Source organism: Deltaproteobacteria bacterium CG11_big_fil_rev_8_21_14_0_20_42_23, assembly GCA_002796345.1.
In the GTDB taxonomy this organism is placed as follows: domain Bacteria; phylum UBA10199; class UBA10199; order 2-02-FULL-44-16; family 2-02-FULL-44-16; genus 1-14-0-20-42-23.
Map to the genome: position 1 here is coordinate 60,009 of PCXC01000028.1, position 20,933 is coordinate 80,941.

Annotated in this window: 20 protein-coding genes; 15 read left to right on the forward strand and 5 right to left on the reverse strand. The window is 41.6% G+C overall.

From position 1 onward, the window contains the following. Positions 1–57 precede the first annotated feature (57 nt). Genes COV43_03135 through COV43_03150 form a run of 4 tightly spaced genes read right to left on the reverse strand, consistent with a single transcriptional unit; the run spans position 58 to position 2,428 of the window. The gene (locus tag COV43_03135; GenBank protein ID PIR25993.1) at positions 58–996 is read right to left on the reverse strand and encodes a hypothetical protein; all 939 of its coding nucleotides are present in this window, start codon (positions 994–996) and stop codon (positions 58–60) included. A gap of 36 nt (positions 997–1,032) precedes the next feature. Beyond that, positions 1,033–1,500 carry a hypothetical protein gene (locus COV43_03140; protein ID PIR25994.1) on the reverse strand — a complete coding sequence of 156 codons (468 nt, stop codon included), beginning with the start codon at positions 1,498–1,500 and terminating at the stop codon, positions 1,033–1,035. Between the two features lie 15 nt (positions 1,501–1,515). Beyond that, complete coding sequence (locus COV43_03145; GenBank protein PIR25995.1) at positions 1,516–2,070, reverse strand: hypothetical protein; 555 nt, start codon at positions 2,068–2,070, stop codon at positions 1,516–1,518. Positions 2,071–2,080: 10 nt separating this feature from the next. Then, complete coding sequence (locus COV43_03150; GenBank protein ID PIR25996.1) at positions 2,081–2,428, reverse strand: hypothetical protein; 348 nt, start codon at positions 2,426–2,428, stop codon at positions 2,081–2,083. A 145-nt stretch (positions 2,429–2,573) separates the two neighbouring features. On the opposite strand from COV43_03150, the gene COV43_03155 reads away from it, so the two are divergent. The 5 genes from COV43_03155 to COV43_03175 are packed head-to-tail and all read left to right on the forward strand — an operon-like array spanning position 2,574 to position 10,656. After that, positions 2,574–3,533, forward strand: coding sequence for a methylmalonyl Co-A mutase-associated GTPase MeaB (locus tag COV43_03155; GenBank protein PIR25997.1), 960 nt, complete (start codon positions 2,574–2,576; stop codon positions 3,531–3,533). Next, complete coding sequence (locus tag COV43_03160; protein ID PIR25998.1) at positions 3,533–6,103, forward strand: DNA mismatch repair protein MutS; 2,571 nt, start codon at positions 3,533–3,535, stop codon at positions 6,101–6,103. Before COV43_03155 ends, COV43_03160 begins: the two co-directional genes overlap by 1 nt. A 22-nt stretch (positions 6,104–6,125) precedes the next feature. Further along, the gene (locus tag COV43_03165; GenBank protein ID PIR25999.1) at positions 6,126–7,847 is read left to right on the forward strand and encodes a hypothetical protein; all 1,722 of its coding nucleotides are present in this window, start codon (positions 6,126–6,128) and stop codon (positions 7,845–7,847) included. A gap of 6 nt (positions 7,848–7,853) precedes the next feature. Further along, positions 7,854–10,436, forward strand: a complete 2,583-nt coding sequence (glnD, locus tag COV43_03170) for a [protein-PII] uridylyltransferase (GenBank protein ID PIR26000.1) — start codon at positions 7,854–7,856, stop codon at positions 10,434–10,436. A 7-nt stretch (positions 10,437–10,443) separates the two neighbouring features. Next, a complete protein-coding gene (locus COV43_03175; GenBank protein ID PIR26001.1) occupies positions 10,444–10,656 on the forward strand; it encodes a hypothetical protein in 213 nt (70 codons plus the stop codon). On the opposite strand, the gene COV43_03180 is transcribed toward COV43_03175, so the two are convergent. Then, entirely contained in the window at positions 10,653–10,997 is a 345-nt protein-coding gene (locus tag COV43_03180; protein PIR26002.1) for a hypothetical protein, read from the reverse strand. The two genes, COV43_03175 and COV43_03180, sit on opposite strands and share 4 nt — an antisense overlap. 53 nt (positions 10,998–11,050) lie before the next feature. On the opposite strand from COV43_03180, the gene COV43_03185 reads away from it, so the two are divergent. The 10 genes from COV43_03185 (at position 11,051) to acpS (ending at position 20,931) form a co-directional block, all read left to right on the forward strand. After that, positions 11,051–13,111, forward strand: coding sequence for an oligopeptide transporter, OPT family (locus COV43_03185; GenBank protein ID PIR26003.1), 2,061 nt, complete (start codon positions 11,051–11,053; stop codon positions 13,109–13,111). Beyond that, positions 13,095–13,472 carry a hypothetical protein gene (locus COV43_03190; GenBank protein ID PIR26004.1) on the forward strand — a complete coding sequence of 126 codons (378 nt, stop codon included), beginning with the start codon at positions 13,095–13,097 and terminating at the stop codon, positions 13,470–13,472. The genes COV43_03185 and COV43_03190 overlap by 17 nt, the downstream gene beginning before the upstream one ends. A gap of 3 nt (positions 13,473–13,475) precedes the next feature. Beyond that, positions 13,476–14,897 (forward strand): tRNA (N6-isopentenyl adenosine(37)-C2)-methylthiotransferase MiaB, encoded by a 1,422-nt coding sequence (locus tag COV43_03195; protein ID PIR26005.1) that lies wholly within the window; start codon positions 13,476–13,478, stop codon positions 14,895–14,897. A gap of 44 nt (positions 14,898–14,941) precedes the next feature. Beyond that, positions 14,942–15,439 (forward strand): hypothetical protein, encoded by a 498-nt coding sequence (locus COV43_03200; GenBank protein ID PIR26045.1) that lies wholly within the window; start codon positions 14,942–14,944, stop codon positions 15,437–15,439. Positions 15,440–15,443: 4 nt separating this feature from the next. After that, positions 15,444–15,959 carry a gamma carbonic anhydrase family protein gene (locus COV43_03205; GenBank protein PIR26006.1) on the forward strand — a complete coding sequence of 172 codons (516 nt, stop codon included), beginning with the start codon at positions 15,444–15,446 and terminating at the stop codon, positions 15,957–15,959. A 7-nt stretch (positions 15,960–15,966) separates the two neighbouring features. Beyond that, positions 15,967–16,962, forward strand: a complete 996-nt coding sequence (tilS, locus tag COV43_03210) for a tRNA lysidine(34) synthetase TilS (protein ID PIR26007.1) — start codon at positions 15,967–15,969, stop codon at positions 16,960–16,962. Between the two features lie 68 nt (positions 16,963–17,030). Continuing rightward, on the forward strand, positions 17,031–18,965 hold the full coding sequence (locus tag COV43_03215) for a cell division protein FtsH (protein PIR26008.1): 1,935 nt from the start codon (positions 17,031–17,033) through the stop codon (positions 18,963–18,965). Beyond that, positions 18,965–19,792, forward strand: a complete 828-nt coding sequence (gene folP, locus COV43_03220) for a dihydropteroate synthase (GenBank protein ID PIR26009.1) — start codon at positions 18,965–18,967, stop codon at positions 19,790–19,792. The genes COV43_03215 and folP overlap by 1 nt, the downstream gene beginning before the upstream one ends. Then, positions 19,792–20,508: a pyridoxine 5'-phosphate synthase gene (locus tag COV43_03225; GenBank protein PIR26010.1), complete on the forward strand. Its 717-nt coding sequence runs from the start codon at positions 19,792–19,794 to the stop codon at positions 20,506–20,508. The genes folP and COV43_03225 overlap by 1 nt, the downstream gene beginning before the upstream one ends. Positions 20,509–20,553: 45 nt before the next feature. After that, positions 20,554–20,931 carry a holo-[acyl-carrier-protein] synthase gene (gene acpS, locus COV43_03230; protein PIR26011.1) on the forward strand — a complete coding sequence of 126 codons (378 nt, stop codon included), beginning with the start codon at positions 20,554–20,556 and terminating at the stop codon, positions 20,929–20,931. Positions 20,932–20,933: the final 2 nt, after the last annotated feature.

The following is a 20,933-nucleotide window of genomic DNA, read 5'->3' on the forward strand; positions in this document are numbered from 1 at the left end:
GTGAAAAAACAAAACAGAGGATAATAAAAGAACGAAAATGCCAGGATAAAGAACATTCTAACCCCGAACACCTTTTCGTGAGCGTTTAATGTTTTTCAGCTCAACGCCTTTTTTCTCTTTTTCTTTTTTGGGATCTGAAACCTTTGACCCTTTCACCTTAAGCAACGAATGCAATTGCTGCGCATGAATCTCAGCACGGTTTTGCGGCTGCATGCTAAATTTTGAACGCTGTGATTCCAGCTCATTTAACTTTTGATTTCCAAGCCCAGCCATGTTGCCTGTTTCAATCATAGTGTCAAAAATGAGTTCAAGTCTTCTCATAGGAGAGGGGAAGAGTTCGAGCATGTTTCCAATTTCATCTTTTCCAGCTTCATCCATGCGAATGAGATTATTTTTGTCTTTATACTTAAGGCAAAATTCTGTCAGAAACGTTTCAAGATCTGCAGCACTCAAACTGCAAGAGGGCTTGATGCTGCCATCAAACAGTTCGGACAAACCTTCGTGGGTATAGAGGCCTTCGTTGATGAGGCTTGCCTCGAAGGGTGCATAAATTTCACCTTTGTAGCGAAACTGATCTATTTCAGAAAACTGTTTTTCACTCAGCAAATAATTGCCATCATCTTGCAAAAACTGCTGCATAAAATTCATCCATTGCGGAAGCGATGTTTTTTCAGTGTCGATGAAACCCAAGTGCCACAGGCCTTCAGCGTCATCATGAGAGAAAAGGGCATGAGTGCCATCTTCATTTTTTTCGATGGTGTCCCACAAATACTGCATCACGCTGTTGTCATTGAAGATCAAACTCATAGTTTTTTCCTTTAGTATTTTGTCATTGCGAAGAAGCGCAGCGACTGTGGCAATCTCCTCTGACAATTCAAAAATCGAGATCACCACGTCGCTTTGCTCCTCGTGATGACAAGAAAAAGTATAGCATGCTTCCAAAAAGGCACAAAACTTTTCTCTTTTCACCTTTTTCATCAAAACAAAAGGCCACAAAAGTGGCCTTGAGTGCTTTATGAAAGTGAGATCTCTTTATCCAATGGAAAGCGTTGGAGTGCCATAGTCATAAGCTCTTCGTGGATCTTGTGTTACCGCTTCAACAGTGGCTTCTGTTTTTTTCAACTCTGTGGTTTTAACCGCAATAAGTTCTTTAGCTTGCTGTGCATTCTGCAAACGAAGTTCAGCTTCAATTTCTGCATTTTTAGCTTCTGGTATAGAAGCGATAGCTAATTGCTTCTCTGTTTCAGCGTTTGTTTTGATGTCTTTTTCAATCCCGGCGAGACCTTCTTGAAATGCAAATTGGCTTTCTTGCATGCGCGTTTGAATGGCCATGCCGTAAACTTGGCCAACAACAGACACAATTGAAGCACCTGCGCCAAGCCCATTCGCAACAGTTTGATCCTTCATCGCTTCGATTTGAGACGTGAAGTACTGATCCATAGTTGTTGGATCAATGACAGTGCCTTGACTTGTAATGGGATTATTAATGTCTATAGCCATAGAAAACCTCTCTTATTAAACGTTAGCGGCAAACGGATTTCCGTAGCCATAATTTTCTCTGCCTGAACCATAAGCCTGCATGAGTTCCAAGCGTTCCGTTTTTGCACCTTCAACCACTTGCGCCAAACGAAGTTGATGCGCTTGCGCAGTTTCTCCAGCGGTAATTGCACCTTTAATTTGGGCAAGCTGCACTTCTTTCTGGGCTTCGATTGCCTTCACCGTTGTTGCCTCTTTTTCAAGGAGTACGTCTTTATTAAAGCTAGCAATCTTTACCTCTGATTTAAACTTTTCTGCGACCACTTCTGAATTCCAACGATTGGTAAGAATACTTCCAATCACGTTTCCAACAGCGATGCCTGTTTTTTCAATACCATTCCAAAAAGCACCAGATGCTTGCGCGTCGATTAATTGTTTAACAGTATCGTTGTTAAGTTTTTCAGTGCTTGCATTAATCCTCAAATTAATTCCGGGCCCACTTACATTCCCAAGGTCGCTACCTACATTTGACCAAGAATTGAGTTCAGTTGTCCCTGCATTTGGTGCACCTGCTGCTATTGTGTTTTCTGCCATATTTCCTCCTTTAGCCCAATGAACCTGCTGGGGTTCCGTGTGAGCGGGTTGGTCTGTTTACTGCCACTTTAGTGTCGTGAGCTGCTTCAAGTTTTGCGAGCTCTCTGGCACTCTTTGCATTTTTGGTTTCAAGACGTTCTGCCAGCATGGTTGCTGTCATAGCGCCTGCGCCAGCAGCGCGCTGTGCTTTGACGCGATTGATTTTATCACGAGCAGCCGCCATGCGTTTTTGCTTTGTAGCTTCATTCGTTATCTTCTTCTGGTAGCTCTTTTGGGTGGCTTCATTTTTCTTTTGATAATGAATTTGCACACCAGTTGTGAGAAGAGCTGCACCAATCATCACGATTCCAAGAAACATAAAATTCTCCTTCTTACGCTAACATTATCGGGATGGGCTGAGGCTAAAGTTGCCTTTTCCACTGATTTTTTTAAGTTTTTTTTGCCTTTTTTCTGGAAGCCAGGAAAATCTTGCTATCTGCTTGAAATCACCGTAGGAATCCGACATGCAAAACCTGCTCAAAGACGCCAAAATGGGGAATATAAAGGCTTTAGCCAGGCTCATCAGCACGCTTATAGAAGGGGGAAAAACCGATCTTTCTTTGCTTTCCCAGCTCGCGGATGCCAGGAAACAAGCCCATGTAGTGGGCATTACTGGCCCTCCCGGAGCTGGAAAATCAACCCTCACCAACCTGCTTATTTCGCGCTATCGCAAGCGTGGGTTCAAAGTGGGCGTTTTGGCCATCGACCCCAGTTCTCCTTTTACGGGCGGCGCTCTTTTGGGCGATCGCATTCGCATGCTGGGCCATGCCGAAGATAAAGACGTGTTCATCCGTTCGCTTGGCAGCCGCGGCATGACGGGCGGGCTCGCCAGACACACCGAAGAAGTGCTGTGTGCCTATGCTGCGTGCGGCTTCCATCATATTATAGTTGAAACGGTTGGCGTGGGCCAAACTGAGCTTGGCATTATGGAGCTTGCCGATACCAGCGTGGTGGTTCTTGTTCCAGAATCTGGCGACACCATTCAAACCATGAAGTCCGGCTTGCTTGAAGCCGCCGACATTTTTGTGGTGAACAAGGCCGATAGAGAAGGGGCTTCGCAGTTTTCAACAGCGCTTCGGGTGCAAAAGGAAATCAACAGCAAGGCTTCAAAGTGGGATGTCCCCATTGTGCTTACGCAAGCCATAAATGACGAAGGCATCGATGACCTCTTTAGCCTCTTGCAAGATCACGAACACTTTGTGCACACGCATCCCGAGATGACCGAAAAGAAAATGACACTGGTTCTGCAATCGTTTTTAGATTTACTCCGCGACGAAAGTTTTTCTCGTCTTCTGCGATCTTTAGAACAAGATGCATCCTTTAAACGTATTCTTGAAGACGTAAAAGCGGGAAGCCTCAATCCCTATCAAGCGCTTGAAAAAGTGATGGCGCTTACATCTTTTTCTGATGGAGTGCACCGCTAATGCAGATAGAAGCCAAAGCCCTTACTCCCATGATGAAGCAATACCTTGAGATCAAACAAGAATGTACGGATGCATTGTTGCTGTATCGACTGGGCGATTTTTACGAGCTCTTTTTTGACGACGCCGTAACCGCCGCAAAAATTTTAGACATCACCCTTACCTGCCGAAACAAAAACAGCGACGATCCCGTTCCGTTGTGCGGTGTGCCGTATCATTCCGTGGAACCCTACATTACCAAATTGTTGGAAGCCGGAAAAAAAGTGGCCATCTGCGACCAGATTGAAAATCCTGCCGAAAGCAAAGGGGTGGTGAAACGCGCTATCACGCAGATTCTCACGCCTGGTGCTATCGCCAGCAGTGAACACTTGAGTGCAAAGAAAAATAATTACATCGCCTGTGTCTACGAAAAGAAAGGGCAGTTTGCCTTTTCTCTGGCCGATCTCTCCACTGGATTTTTTTCACTCGCCGTTACAAGCCTTGCCGAAGAGCTTCTTGATGTTTTGTCTCATTACGAGCCTCAAGAATTTTTACTTTCAGATCAAGCAAGTGAGCGTTTGCTTTCATTGTTGAAACCAGTTTTTAGCAAGGCGCTCTTTAGCACTACCGCTTCCAGAAACTTTAATTCTGCAGGGGTGAAGCCATTTATTTCGGATGAACTTGAAGCAGAGCTTGAAGAAATAGCCTTCGATACAGCAGGTGCCTTGCATCGCTATTTAACTGAACTTCAGAAGGCACCCTTAAAGCACATTGAAGCTTTTCAATCACTTTCGCTGCAAGATCATATGCTTTTAGATCTTGCCACCAAACAAAACTTGGAACTCACCACAACGCTTCGAGAAGGAAAGCACGAAGGTTCGCTGTTGTGGCTTTTGGACAAAACTTCAAGCGCTATGGGTGCTAGGCTTTTGCGTTCGTGGATTGTTCAGCCACTTCTTTCGCGGAAAAAAATTGAAGAGCGACTCGACATTGTGGAAGCCTTTATGAGTTCTGGCGAATTTCTTCGAAAAGTAAAAAATGTTTTTGAACAGGTATACGATCTTGAACGTATTACTACAAAAGTTTTACTCGAAAGTGCGCATGCCCGCGATTTACTTGCCTTAGCCGATACACTTGCCCTTGTTCCAGAGCTCAAAAAACTTTTTTCAGAAGAAGGCGGCGCGCTCAAAAAACTTGCAGAAGAAATGTCTTCTTTTCCCGAGCTTGTTGAAAAAGTGAAAGAGAGTTTGCTTGATGAACCCTCACTTTCTTTGCGTGATGGATTTATTATGCGCGATGGCATCAGCCCGGAACTTGATGAACTCCGCTCTCTTGCGAGAGATGGCAAAAAAATGATTGCCGCAATAGAAGCAGAAGAACGTGCAAAAACAGGAATTCACTCACTCAAAATTAAATACAATAAAGTGTTTGGATATTTTTTAGAAGTGACTCATGCGCATACAGAAAAAATTCCTGCACACTACATTAGAAAACAAACTTTGGTGAATGCAGAGCGCTACATCACCGAAGAGTTAAAAATATTAGAAGAAAAAGTCTTGGGCGCCGAAGACAAAATGAAGGCGCTTGAATACCAACTCTTTGTACAGCTTCGCACATGGGCTGCACAATATGGTGTCCACGTCTTTTCTTTGGCTCGTCTGTTGGCAAAAGCAGATGTTTTGCTTTCGTTTGCACTTGTCTCTCTTGAAAAAGCGTACACGCGCCCGGTTTTTTCTCAAGCAACTGACTTACACTTTGAACAGTCACGACATCCAGTTGTAGAAAGCATTTGCGAGGAGCGCTTTGTTCCAAATGATGTGCATCTTTCAGAAAAAGATGGAAACTGTTTGCTGATTACAGGTCCAAACATGGCAGGAAAATCAACGCTGATGCGCCAAGTAGCACTTATGGCGTTGATGGCTCAGATTGGGTGCTTTGTTCCTGCACGACATGCGAAGCTTGGCATTGTTGACCGTATTTTTACACGCATTGGAGCTTCAGATGCCTTATGGAAAGGGCACTCTACGTTCATGGTGGAAATGTCAGAAATGGCGCACATCTTAAAAAAGGCAACGGAAAAAAGTTTGATTATTGTAGATGAAATTGGCCGCGGTACTTCAACGTTTGATGGCCTCTCGCTTGCGTGGGCCTTGGCAGAAGATCTGCACGATCGCATTAAAGCCCGAACTCTTTTTGCTACACACTATCACGAGCTGATTGAGTTGGCAGAAAGCAAAGCGCACATGAGAAATTTTCACATTGCAGTAAAAGAATCGGAAGGGGGAGTTGTTTTTCTTCGCACACTTCTTCCCGGTGGAGCTTCCCACAGCTATGGTATTGAAGTAGCTTCACTTGCCGGTATTCCATTGCACATTACGCAAAAGGCAAAAAAAGTAATGAAGCAACTTGAAGCAAGAACAGCGGCAGCCAATGATCAAAAGCATACACCACCACAGCTTTCTTTTTTCGAACCAGATTTGCGGCACAAAGATATTGTGGAAGAACTTGCCCAGCTTAATCCAAATCAACTCACTCCACTTGAAGCCTTGCAATTTCTTTCTCAGATGAAGGGGAAAATATCAGAGAAGGCTTGAACCTTTTTAAGCTTTATGTACAATGCCCAACATGCGCAAAGTCCTTGTTTTTCTTTCTCAATTTTTTCTTGTGCTTCTTTTTTGCAGCACGCTTTTTGCGGAAACGTTTTATTCTCCCGATGTGAAACTCTACGAAGAAGCAAAAGAGTGTTATCAAAAGCAGAAGCAAGCAAAATTGGCTCAACTTTCACTTTGCGCAAACCAGTTTGGAAAAGTGCAGGAAGAATATCCCAGATCTCACATTGCCGACGACGCACTTTTCAGCAAGGCAAGACTTCTCAAAGAATCGTACGTTTCCTTCAAGAAAAAAGAAGACCTTCAAGCTTCATTGGTGAGTTTTAATAAGCTTCTTGAAGAATATCCTCACTCCAATTTTGCTGATGATGCTTTGTATCAGTTGGGATTGCTGCGGCTTAAGAACCAAAAAGACAGCGAAAGAGCAAAGCGCGCCTTCAAGGCTGTGATATCACAATATCCAAATGGAGACATGAAAGAAAAAGCTGCGAGTCAACTTGTGGCTTTAGAAGCTGCATCAGAGAAGGCTTTGCAGACAACAGTTTCTACGCCTGTAATTGCTGCAAGTGCTGCAAAAAAAACTCAGACGAAAAAAAGGAACAATCCTTTTGCTGAACCAGCAACAAGCCGAACTTCAAAAAAAGCACAGTTGCTCAACATTCAATCTCAAGAAAAAGACGGAGCGCTTGAAGTACAGTTTGATTTTGACCGCGAGGTTCTTTTCACTACAGAAGAGGTTGCCTTTGGAAAAAGAACTAAATCACTTCCAAGACTTCTTCTTCATTTTCAACATACAACTTCACCAAGCAAAAAAGTTGCTGAAAGTAAAATTGCAAAAAGTTATGTGTCTGATTTTTCTTTAAAGAAGCCACTCTTTTCTGCAATTCTTTTGGCCAATTTTGAAATAGCCCGCGGAACACAATTTGACACTCGTCGCTTAGATAATAGTGTGATCGTCTCTTTTTTTAAGGGGCAGAAAAAAGAAACACTTACAAAACCTGCTTCTGTACAAACAGAAAAGCTACAGCCACAAAAAGTGGAAAACCTTGTCATTGTTGTGGATCCTGGTCATGGAGGTGATGATGGAGGAGCCTCAGGAAAGCAGGGGACACGCGAAAAGGATGTGGTGCTGTCTATTTCAAAAAAACTTGCAAAACAATTGAGCACTCAGCTTGGAGCAAAAGTTTACCTCACCCGTACTCGGGATAAAACACTCACTTTGGAAGATCGAGATCACTTTGCAAATGGAAAAAAGGCAGACCTCTTTCTCTCCATTCATGCAAATGCATCAACTGATAGAAGCGTTTCAGGAATTCAAACGTACTATTTGAATAATGCTTCCGATGAAGCTTCGCGAAGACTTGCTTCCAGAGAAAACAAATCAGCAAAAAAGAAACTTCCTACCGAAGAACATATTCTCTCTTCGATGCAGCAAAATTATTTTACAGATGAATCAAGAATTCTAGCTGAAAATATTCAAACACATTTAGTTTCAGAAATGAATCATACCTATAAAGGGGTAAATGATAAAAAGGTGAGATCGGCATTATTTTACGTTTTAGTAGGAGCAAAGTGTCCAAGCGTTTTAATTGAAACTTCTTTCATTTCAAACCCAACAGAAGAAAAAAGACTTCGAAGTGAATCGTACCAAAATAAACTTGTGCAATCCATTTCAAAAGGTGTTTCAAGTTATTTTCAAGACAAAAGAAGAAGTAAAATTAACCTCTAGCCATTTATGAATTCTTTCTTATTTTATCATCATGATGTGAATGATCCCAGTGGATCTCTGAAAAAATTTCTTCATGATGTGTCAGCCCTCTATCAAGAAAAAGTTGCATCACCAGATTATGATCCGCTTGAGCTCTGTCGTTTTGTTTCGCATTCGTTTGATCAGATTGTGTTGGCTTTCCTTTCTGCGCATCAGATTTCATCATCAGAGTGTTGTGTTCTAGCACTTGGAGGATATGGAAGAGCCGAGATGAGTGTCTCCACCGATTTGGATGTGCTCTTTTTATGCACAGAAAAGGGATTGAAAAAAATTGAAGCGCTCCTCAACGATTTTCTCTATCCTCTTTGGAATAATAGTGTGCGCATAGGTGGTGCCACCAGAACGCTTAAAGATTGTGAGCATGTGTTTATGAAGGGCGATGTCCGTTCCATTACGGCCATGCTGGAGCACCGTTTTTTATGGGGAAGCGATGAACTTTTTTCTTCTTTTAATGTACTGCTCAAAAAATCATTCAAGAAAAAAAAGATCTATCGACAATTTCTTTCCTCGAAGAAGGCAGAGCAATCAAAGCGAAAAAAAAGATATGAACAATCACTTTATTTGTTGGAGCCAAATATAAAAGAAAGCCCCGGTGCTTTGAGGTGGATTCATTTTATTCAGTGGATTATCACCGCGAGAGCATATTATTTTCCTGACAAAGCTCTTCCAGAAGGGTTTCGGCTTAAGCTGATTGAGCTAGATTTAATTCACCGTTTCTACTGGAGAGTTCGACATTCTTTGCATGCTCTTGCTCACAAAAATCAAGATCGCTTATATGCTGGTGTGCAAGAAGATGTGGCGAAATGGCTTTATTTTCAAGATACAAAACTTTTGCTGGCTTCCGAGCAACTGATGAAACAATATTACCAGTCTGCTCATTTTTCACATTTTTTATCGCAGCAAATAGTAGAATGGTTCCAACTGGAATTGGAAGAAAAAAGTTTTTTGCCATTCTTCAAAAAACGGAAAAAAGAAAAACTTTTTTCCGAGAAAAAAAACTTTTCAGCAGAAGAAATGTTAAGCTATTTTTTAGAGGCAAAGAGAAAGCATAAGACAATTTCATCATCACTGATGTATCAACTTTCAAATAATTCTCATATTATTACTGAAAAAAGTTGGACGTCCGAGACAAAAGAAATGTGGAGAACATTTTTTTCTTCATCCACGCCCATTTATCCACTGCTTTCTCAACTTTACGAATGTGGACATTTGGAAAGATGGTTTCCAGAGCTCACTCCAATTTTGCACCTTTTGCAGCATAACGGATATCACTATTACACTGTTGATGCTCATTCACTTCGAGCCGTCATGGAGTTGGAAAACTTACTTCAAAAGAAAAAAGGAAGCTCCTTTTTGTTTGCTCAATCGGAAGCAACTGATCTTGCTGTGCTTCGGCTTGCGGCTTTATTTCATGATATTGGAAAAGGAAGAGGAGGAGATCATTCCTCTCTTGGATCAGAAATAGCATCTCAACTTGCAGCTAAAATAGGATTGGATTCTGAAAGAACAAAAAATCTTTCCTGGCTTGTAAAATCGCATTTGCTCATGCCTAAGCTTGCGTTTAGAAGAGATGTTTCTGACTTGGAAATGATAAAGCGATTTGTGCAATCACTTCCAACGCCATCACTGCTTTCTTCCCTTTACCTTCTTACTATTGCAGATTTGAAAGCTGTTGGTCCAGGTGTTTGGACAGACTGGAAAGCAAAATTGTTGCGAGAATTTTATCACCTTTGCTATGAAGTGTGTTCGCATCAGGGCGAATTAAATCAAGAGTTTGAAAAAAGGAAAAAGCATTTGTTGCAAGAGGTGGAAGATCTTTCGAAGAAGAGAAGTGTGCCTCAAACATGTATCGACTCATTTTTTTCACAGTTGCCCAGCAAATATTTTTTTTCGGCTTCACCACACATTATAGCCGAACATCTTTTTTTATTTTTTTCGTTCAAAGAAAAAGGAGGACTTCAAGTAGAATGTTATGCTGATGAAAAATCAAACCTCACCTATCTTTTGCTCTTGGATAAAGATAGACACGGACTTTTTTCGGATGCTTGCGGTATTTTAAGTTATTATGGCGCAAATATTGTGGAAGCAAAAATTTTTACTTCACAAAATGGATGTGCTGTCGATTCGTTTGCGCTTACAGCAAAAGACGGTTCACGCTTCGACCTTAAAAAATATATTAACCTTATACAATCAGATTTTCTTCATGCACAACGTGATGAACACTTTCTTTCTGGGCGTTTAGAAAAAGCATTTCCACATGAAAAAAGAAAAAAGTTTTTTGATCCGCGAGAAATAAAAATTGAAATCGACAACGATGTTTCCGAAAGCGATACGGTGGTAGAAATTCATACCTACGATGAAGAAGGGTTGCTCTATAATTTATCCAGGGCTTTAGTTGATTCAAAGTCCAGCCTTCATTTGGCCTACATTGTGACTCAAGTTGAAAGAGTCATCGATGTTTTTTACATTCGAAATGACGAAGGAAAAAAAATTACAGACAAAAAACAGTTGAAAGCGTTAAGAGAAAACATCGAAAGAAGAATCTTGTGAGGACAGGATGAAATTATTTTTCTTCAGTTTACTTGTGCTTTTCACGTTCATTGGATTTTTCTTTTATCAAGATACAAAATACAGAAAGAAAAAACTCAGCGATGTTTTGGGCGAGGAGATAAAAGAAGAGCTAAACGAAGAAATGTCACAACTACAAAACAGAAAACAAAAATTTGAACAGGCTTTAGAACAAGCTAAAAAAGGAAAACATAAAAGCTAAAACGTTTTTTCAATTTTCATTTTCTGCAAAAGGCTATCTACTTCTTCGTCGTAACCTGGTTCATCAAAAAAGCTTTGGTCTTTGTCTTCTTCACTGCCAAACTTACGTGCTACCGTTTCTTCAAATTTGTCTGATCTGATATCTTTTTTGATGGCATCCACATATTTTCCTGGATTGCCTTTCATCATATACTCAACGTATTGATTCAGCTTTTTGGCAGCGGACTTCTTCTTTTTCTCTTTCAGTTTTCTCCAGAGGACCAAGTAGTGAAGCCGGCAATAGCCCTCTGTGGTTGCTGCATCCAAGCAATCTTTGAACTTACAAATCTTAATTTTGGCCATGATCTTACCTTAAGCTCTTGAGATGGTTCATCTTTTTTCTTTAGCCTTCATTTATGAAGCAAAGGGCTGGCTATTTCCCCAAAGAGTTTGGTGTTCGTAACCAATTCCTTCTGCAAAGTCAAATGTTCAAGTGTTTAAAAACGCTTGCCTTTTTGAGATGGAGTGTTATCACCGTCCGACTTAAACTGGACACCAAACCGAGGAGAAAATGCATGGAAAAAAAAGTCTTTGTGCCATTTGTTCCAGCAGAAAAGAGCCTTCCAGAGTTTACCTTTAGAGCAGTTTTGCTGGGAATTGTGCTTTCGGTTGTCATGGGAGCTGCCAATGCCTATCTTGGCCTGTATGCGGGAATGACGGTTGCTGCTTCCATCCCAGCCGCAGTTGTTTCTATGGCCATTCTTCGAGGCGTTTTTAGAAACGGAAATATTCTCGAGAACAACATTGTTCAAACCATTGCCAGTGCTGGCGAAAGCTTAGCTGCTGGAATTATTTTTACGGTTCCCGCTTTAGTTTTGGTGGGCGCATGGAAAAATTTTGAATTTTGGCCTACAACCCTCATTGCTATTTCCGGTGGATTATTTGGAGTTGGATTTATGGTTCCCCTCCGTCGTGCGCTGATCATAGAAGAGGAAGAACTCGTCTTCCCTGAAGGCGTTGCGTGCGCAGAGGTGCTCATTGCAGGGGAGAGTGGCGGCGCCAGCATTAAACCTATTCTTACGGGGCTTTCCATTGGCGCCGTGTTTAAATTTTGCATTTCAGGCATCACCTATATCAAAGGTTCTGTTGAGTGGGCTGCCAGAGCTGGCAATTCCATTTTCTTTGTGGGAAGTGATTTGTCACCTGCGTTATTTGCGGTGGGCTACATCATCAATCTCGAAATTGCAGCGCTTGTTTTTCTAGGTGGGGTGATTGGATGGGTGATTGGGATTCCTTTTTTGGGAAGTGGTGGGCTTGACGCTGCAATGGATCCTCTTGATGCGGCCTGGACGCTGTGGAGCCAGCAAATTCGTTACATCGGCGTTGGCGCCATGCTTGTGGGTGGTATTTGGTCTATCATTGGCGTGCGACACGGCATTTCAAAAAGCATCAAAAGGCTCATGGCTGCTCGTTATCCGGTGCAAGAAGATAAGCCGGTGATTGAAAGAACAGATAAAGACATTCCTTTTATGCAGTTGTTTTTCATTTTGTTGATTGCGGCAGTTGGGATGTTTTTTATGTATTACCATTTCATCGGCACTCTTGGAATCACGCTCTTTTCTTTAAGTATTATGATGATTTGCGCGTTCTTCTTTGTTGCTGTTTCAAGTTACATTGTGGGATTGGTGGGAACTTCCAATAACCCCGTTTCAGGTATGACCATTTGTACTTTGTTGGGAACAGCTGGTTTGTTTTTGCTCTTGGGTTTCGAAGGCATTCAGGCAAGTCTTGTTACGCTTGGAGTTGCAAGCGTAGTGTGTTGTGCTGCTGCTACGGCAGGTGACGTGTCTCAAGATTTGAAATCGGGTTCTCTTGTTGGGGCATCGCCCTTCAAAATGCAGTGGGCTCAGATAATAGGAGTTGTTGCCGCAGCATTTGTTTTAGCGCCCGTGCTAACCCTTCTTCACAAAGCTTATGGCATTGGAACAGGGTTGAAAGCGCCTCAAGCAACGCTGTTTGCAAGTATCGTCAATGCAATGTTTGGAAGCGGCAAAATGCCTTGGGGTATGGTTCAGATTGGAATGCTTGTTGGAGTAGCATTGATTGTTGCAAATGAATGGCTGAAAAAAACAGGTTCACGTTTTAGAACGCATGTGATGCCAGTTGCTATTGGAATTTACTTGCCGTTTACGCTTTCGGTTCCCATTTTTCTCGGTGGCCTCTTGCGTACGATCATTGAAAAGCAGTTTGGCAAAAAGCTTTCAGAAACAGACAGCATGCATGATTACGGTGTCTTGTTTAGTTCGGGACTTATAGCCGGTGAGTCTCTTATTGGAATTGTGATTGCTATTTTAATAGGAGGAAATTTTGGTTTTCCTCTTTCTCGCGAAAATGGAAACCTAAGCTCATCACTTCTTTTCGCGGCGGTGATTGTAGTGTTTTACCTTCTCAAACGAAATTATGTTAGAAAACATTAAAAAGAAAAAAAAGCATCACGAGACAAATTGGTCAGAGGTGGTAGCAAAGCCAAAAGTAAAAGCGGAACCGAGGAACGAAAAGGAGGATACTCTCTTAGTTCCTCGCTTTCGTTCTGGGCTGCTCAAAAAAGTACTGCAGCCACGGCTTTCTTCTCCTTATATCAAGGTGAAGTTAGATGAATATGGCACATTCATTTGGCGGCAAATTGAGGCAGAGAAAAGCTTTGCAGACATGATTGCTGAAATAAAAAAACAGTATGGTTCAGATTTTGTTTCACCTGAAGAAAGAACACAGCAGTTTTTAAAAGCGTTATTAAAAAGAGATCTTATTGCGTTATACACATCAAGAGAAGGTGAGTAAAAAATGGATTCACAAAAGAAAGTTTATCTCAAAACATTTGGTTGCCAAATGAACGAACACGATAGCCAAGCCATGCTCAATATGTTGAAAAGGCAAGGGTATCAAACTGTTTCCAAGGCGGAAGATGCAGATCTCATTTTGTACAATACCTGCACTATCCGAGAAAAAGCTTACCACAAGGCGATGAGTGATTTGGGAAGAGCTAAGGAACACAAAAAACTTCGTGACGATGTGCAAATTGGAATTACAGGATGCGCCGCTCAGCAAGGAAAAGAAGATATTGCTCGCAGATTTAAGCATGTCGATTTTATTTTGGGGCCAGATCAATTGCTTCAGCTTCCAAGTCTTGCGGGCAGAGAAAAAAGTCAAAAAGCTTATGTTGCAACCGAGCTGATCAACGATTCAAAAAACTACGAGTTTTTAGATGTTGTTCCAGATCATGATGTAGAAGGTTCAACCGCTTTTGTTTCCATTATGAAAGGCTGCAACTGTAAATGTAGCTACTGCATTGTTCCAGCCGTTCGTGGGCGAGAAGTTTACCGTACAGGAAAAGAAGTGGTTGATGATATCAAAAGGTTGGTGGACCGTGGAGTAAAAGAGGTAATGTTGCTTGGTCAAAACGTAGCATCTTATCGTGATCCTCTTTACGGTGATGCTGCCATTGCACCCATTGCTGGCACTGGAAACCAACCCAGAAGTTTAGCAGCACTTATTCGGCTCATTGCGGACAACACCAATATTGAACGCATTCGTTTTACCTCTCCACATCCACGTGACATTGAAGATACTCTCATCGAGGCTTACCGCGATGTTGAAAAACTATGTGGCCAAATTCATTTACCTGCGCAATCAGGAAGTAACGCAATGTTGAAGCGCATGCGAAGAGGTTACACGCGAGAGCATTATTTAAACATTGTTGAAAAAGTGAGAGCAGCTAGACCTGGCATTGCCATCAGCACAGATCTTATTGTAGGTTTTTGTGGCGAAACCGATGAAGAATTTCAAGACAGTTTGAGTTTGCTTCGCGAAGTGCAATACGATGCTTTGTTTGCTTTTTCTTATTCCGAGCGCCCGGGAACCTATGCTACAAGCTCATTGCAGGATGACGTTCCAGAAAAAGTAAAAAAAGCCAGGCTAAAAGAATTGCTTCAACTTGATCAAGTTATTTCGTTTGAAAAAAATAAGCAGCTTGTGGGAAAAGTGGTTTCAACTTTAGTGACTGGTTTCGATAAGCATGGACATGGAAAGCTTCAAGGAAGAGCTGATGACAATCGCCTCATTCATTTCCAAGGTGATCGTTCGCTCATTGGAAGTATTGTTCCGGTGATGCTTACAGAAGCAAGAGGCAATTCACTTGAGGGCGAGCTTCTTTTTAATGATCATTCTCGTGAATATCATCATATTCGCGTTAACAGTTGCAACTAGGGGGAACGATGGAATTTATTCCAAAAAAATCGCAAGAGTGTGAGTTGGTTCAAATGAAAGTGACTGGGCTCACTATAGATCCTTTCACCAATATGCCTATTATTATTTTAAAGGACATCGAAGGGAAAAAATCACTTCCCATTTGGATAGGACTCATTGAAGCTTCAGCCATTGCGACAGAGCTAGAGCAAATTGAACTGAGTCGTCCGATGACACATGATCTTTTGAAAAATATTCTCGATGCCGCAAACGTGGTGATAAAAAATGTAGCTGTTGTCGATCTCTCAGACAACACGTTTTATGCAGAGATTTCTTGTATGCACGATGCGGCCGAGTGGACATTGGATGCAAGACCAAGTGACGCTATAGCGCTTGCCTTACGCACAAATGCCCCCATCTACGTGGCTCAGCACGTCATAGAAAAATCACGTCAAATTGATATTCATTATGATGAGGCTGATTTGGAACAAAACAGAAAACAAAAATGGACCGAAATTTTAGAAAATCTTTCACCTGAAGATTTTGGAAAGTATAAAATGTAGTTTTATGAAAATAGATTTTCATCACCATAGTCCTCAGATTGAGCAAGACGTTTTTGTTGCTCCCACAGCGACCCTTATTGGCCAAGTTACGTTGGCAAGTGGTTCGAGTGTTTTGTTTGGAGCAGTGTTGCGGGGAGATTCAAACACCATCAGCATTGGCCAGCATTCAAATGTTCAAGATCTTTGTGTGTTGCACGTTGATGGAAAGCATAAGTTATCTGTTGGTGAATATGTTTCGCTTGGGCACAAAGCATTATTGCATGGATGCACCATTGGAAACAGAGTTCTGGTAGGTATGGGCGCCATCATCATGAACGGAGTAGAAATAGGTGATGACTGCATTATTGCAGCTGGTGCTCTTATTCCAGAGGGAAAAAAAATCCCATCCGGTTCACTTGTTATAGGCATGCCAGGAAAAGTAGCCAGAGAAATTACTGCAGAAGAAAAAGTATCTATTGTAGATAATGCAAAACATTATGTACAACTTTCAAAGACGTATTCCACGCTGTTGAAGGCATAAAATTCACATGTTATATCCACGTTTCAAGCATTTTATTGAACAAAAAAAAATGTTCTCACTTGGGGAAACGCTTGTAGTTGGTGCGTCCGCGGGTGTTGACTCGATGGTGCTTTTTGATTTGCTCTTGAAATTATCTCACGTTTGGAAGCTTAAGCTTGTTCTTGTTCATGTAAATTACAAACTTCGCGGGGAACATTCCGATCTCGATGAAATGCTGGTTCAGGAAAAAGCAAATGCAGCTTCTGTTCCTTTTTTTAGGTTCACTCATACTGAAAAAAGTGAAGGAAACTTTCAGGAAAAGGCCAGAACATTTCGAAGAAGCAAAATGGAAGAAGTGCTCGATCAGCAAAACGCAGCCTGTATTGCACTTGCGCATCATCAAAATGATCAGGCCGAAACCTTTCTTCTTCGTCTTTTGCGCGGAACTGGGCTTAAAGGCTTGGGAGGAATGAAAGGAAGTTCTCTTTCAAAAAGTGGAAAAAAATACATCCGGCCACTACTGCCATTTACTCGTGAGGAAATTGAAGCCTATGCAGAAGAACATAAAATTGCATATCGTCACGATGCTTCAAATGATGATGTTTCCTACAAAAGAAATTGGATTCGACATGAAGTTTTGCAGCAATTAAAACAAGCCAATCCAAAAATTGTGAATCACTTGTCTCATCTTTCCTCACAACTACGTGAAGATGAAGAGGCGCTAGAATACTATGTTGAAGCGGCTTTGCAGAAGGTGAGTATTTCGGAAGACTTTGGAAAGTGTAGCCTAAAAAGGGAGATTTACAATTCCCTCCCAAAGGCGATTCGTCTACGGTTGTCGGCAGCGGTTTTTCAAAAGCTTTTTTTAGAATCTGCCATACTCAGCGCTGATCATCGCGAAAAAATTGACCATATTGCACTGCGTAAAGAAGGTGGAAAAGCTCAATACTTTCTTCCTCTTAATGTTCTTTTTACTCGCGATCATGAAAAAATATACTTCCAAAAAGAGAACGTATCTGAGTAAACTGAGCCCGATTATGATTGATTCTTCTTTTCAGTAGGTTATGAAGCTTCAACACAACAGAGGATATTATGAAAAAAAATGATAAAAAAAATGGTAAAAACAACCGCCCCTTTTCTGGAGGGAAAAAAACCATAGCTTTTTGGCTGGTGATTTTCCTGCTGATGCTTTCTGTTTTTCACTTTATGAATGAACCGCTTGTTTCTGCTCACAAGCTTGGATTTTCAGAGTTCATGTCGGCGGTTAAAAATGGTGAAGTTGAACAAGTGACCATTCAAGAAGATGTGTACTCTGGAAAATACAAATCTGGTGCGCAATTTGAAACCGTTGGTCCAATCAACAGTGAAAAAGCCCTTGCTACGTTTGAAGAAAATAACGTTGCGGTCAATTATGTAAAAATGGCCGAAGTTTCCATTTGGCAACATCTCCTTTCCTGGCTTCCTTTAATTTTACTCTTTGGATTTTTCTTTTTCTCGATGCGGCAAATTCAAGTGGGTGGCGGAAAAGCGATGGGCTTTGGCAGAAGCAAGGCTAAGCTTTTAAACGAAAGCCAAAAACGAGTTACGTTCAATGATGTTGCAGGAGTTGAAGAAGCTAAAGAAGAACTTGAAGAAATAGTAGCCTTTTTGAAAGATCCCAAAAAATTTACGCGTCTCGGAGGAAGGATTCCAAAAGGTGTTCTGCTGATGGGCAGTCCAGGAACAGGAAAAACGCTCTTGGCCAAAGCTATTGCCGGCGAAGCGCGTGTTCCATTTTTTTCCATTTCGGGTTCAGATTTTGTAGAAATGTTTGTAGGTGTGGGTGCATCTCGAGTTCGAGATTTATTTGAGCAAGGAAAGAAAAATGCGCCGTGCATTATTTTCATCGACGAAATTGATGCCGTGGGAAGACACCGTGGCGCAGGCATTGGCGGTGGTCATGATGAACGTGAACAAACCTTGAATCAACTTCTCGTTGAAATGGACGGCTTCGAATCAAATGAAGGTGTTATCATTATGGCTGCTACAAACAGACCAGATGTGCTCGATCCTGCTTTGCTGCGCGCAGGCCGTTTTGATAGACGTATTACCGTTTCCCGCCCAGATCTAAAGGGAAGATTTGAAATCTTAAAAGTGCACACCAGAAATAAGCCACTTGATATCAACGCAGACCTCGAAGTGCTGGCACGCGGTACACCAGGTTTTTCTGGAGCTGATTTGGAAAACGTGGTGAACGAAGCTGCACTCATTGCTGCTCGCTACAACAAAAATGCTATCACCATTGAAGATTTAGAACTTGCCAAAGATAAAGTGCTTATGGGCAGCGAACGTAAAAGCATGATTGTCTCAGAAGATGAGAAGAAAAATACTGCATATCATGAAGCTGGCCATGCTCTGGTAGCCAAAATGATCCCAGGAACAGATCCTCTGCACAAAGTTACCATCATCCCGCGCGGAATGGCTCTGGGTCTTACTCAGCAGCTTCCGGTTGATGAACGATATACGCAAAACAAAACCTATTGTTATAATACCATTGCTATCCTTATGGGAGGAAGAGCAGCTGAACAATTAATTTTCTCCGAACCCACAACTGGTGCTGGAAATGACATCGAGCGTGCGACCGATCTTGCACACAAAATGGTATGCGAATGGGGAATGAGTGAAAAGTTGGGGCCACTTGCTTTTGGAAAAAAAGAAGAGCAGGTTTTTTTGGGCAAAGAAATGGGACATCAAAAAAATTACAGCGATACAACAGCACAAGTCATAGATGAGGAAGTGCATTCTATCGTTCGAGATGGATATGATAAAGCGTTTAAAATTTTAACGGACAATAAAAAACAACTTGAAGATTTGGCAATAGCTCTTCTTGAGCATGAGTCACTTGATGCAGATCAAATTGATAGAGTTGTAAAGGGTGAGAAACTCGCGGCAGATCAAAAGCCTGTTCAGCGAGAAAGTAATCCTGAAAAAAAAATGAATAAGCCAAGTAAAATTAGAAATCTTATTCCGGATCCTGGTAAAGCTTAATGCGCATAGGTACACTGAATACAGAAACCAAAAAGTATATTTTATTAGGGGTCCTTAATGTGACCCCTGATTCTTTTTCGGATGGAGGTTCTTTTCTCAAGCCTGAGAAAGCCCTTGATCACGCAAAAAAACTGCTTGAAGCAGGAGTTGATATTATCGATATCGGTGCAGAATCATCCAGACCAGGAAGTGATTCTGTTTCATGCGATGAAGAGCAAAGACGCTTGCTGCCTATAGTTGAGGGGATTCGATCTTTTTCCTCAATTCCACTTTCGATCGATACCACCAAAAGTAAAGTGGCCAAAAAAGCTCTAGAGTGTGGTGCCAATATGATCAACGACATTAGCGCCGGCCTTCATGACCAGCAAATGTTCGAAGTGGTAAGGCAGTATGAAGTTCCCATTTGTTTAATGCATATGCGAGGAACTCCAAAAACGATGCAAGAAAATCTGAACTACGAAGATGTGGTGAGAGAGGTGTTTGCTTTTTTGCAATCAAGAATGCAGCTTGCGATGGAAGCTGGAATAAAAAAAGAAAATATCATGCTTGATCCTGGAATTGGTTTTGGGAAATCAGCTGAAGATGATGTGAGACTACTACAAAATATTGAAAGTTTTTTAGAACTTTCTCAAAATATTTTGATTGGAACTTCAAAAAAGAAATTTATGGGAAAACTCTTACATCTCGCTCTTGAACAACGTGAAGAATCAACATTGGCTACACTTTCTTTTGCTTGGAAAAAGGGAGCAAAATTTTTAAGAGTGCATGATGTTGAAAAAGCAAAGCGCTACTTAGACATGTATTGTCTACTTGAAGGAGAAGGATAATGCCACTTCTTGGAGTAAATATTGATCACGCTGCAACTCTTCGTGAAGCAAGAAAAACAACGTATCCAAATGTGCTCGATCTTGCCAAACTTGCTATCACTTCAGGAGCAGATCAAATTACAATTCATCTCAGAGAAGACAGGCGGCATATTCAAGATGCAGATGTGTGGTTATTGAAGCAAGAAATTTCGGTTCCGCTTAATTTGGAAATGTCACTTGCGCCAGATATTATCGACATTGCCTGTCAGCTCAAACCTGCACGCGTCACCATTGTGCCGGAGCGACGTGAAGAACTCACGACCGAAGGTGGGCTCAACCTCACAACAAATTCCGAGCGTTTAGCGCATGCAATTGAACGTCTCCAAAAAAATAAAATTGAAATAAGTCTTTTTATTGATCCCGAACAAGAACAGATTGCCCTCGCCAAAACATTTTCAGTTCCCTGGGTAGAGCTTCACACCGGAGCCTATGCGGAACGTTCGGTGGAAGTGCCTTGCCAGGAAATGCTCTCTCAGCTAAAAGAGGCCGCACAATTTGCTTTGGCTTGTGGTTTTCAGCTTGCAGCCGGACATGGTTTGAATTACCACAATGTGCGCCACTTGGTTGAAGCTGTGCCAGAGATTCAAGAATATAATATTGGACATGCCGTTATGGCGAAGTCACTTTTTGTTGGAATTGAAGCTGCGGTAAAAAAAATGAAAGAGCTTGTACAATAGAAATGTAGCCGAGTTTTTAAGAATGCTCGGAAAAGGGAGAAGCTTATGATCTTCGGAATTGGGGTAGATCTTGTGGAAGTAAGAAGAATTGAAGCAATTATTTTTCGTTGGGAAGATCGTTTTTTAAAAAAAATATTTACTGATGCCGAAATAAAATACTGCAACAACAAAAAAAATCCGTCACAACGTTTTGCAACTCGTTTTGCAGCGAAACAAGCTTTTATCAAAGCGCTGTATCCAAAAGGAAGTGAAGGCGTCGAATACAGAGCCATCGAGATTGCACAAGAAGACAGACCAACGGTGATTTTGTCCGGCGAAGTAAAAAGAAAATCAGACGAAGCAGGTATCAATAAAGTTCACCTTATGGTTTCCCATGATGGCAACTACGCGATCGCAAATGTTGTTCTAGAGAAAAAGGGATAAAC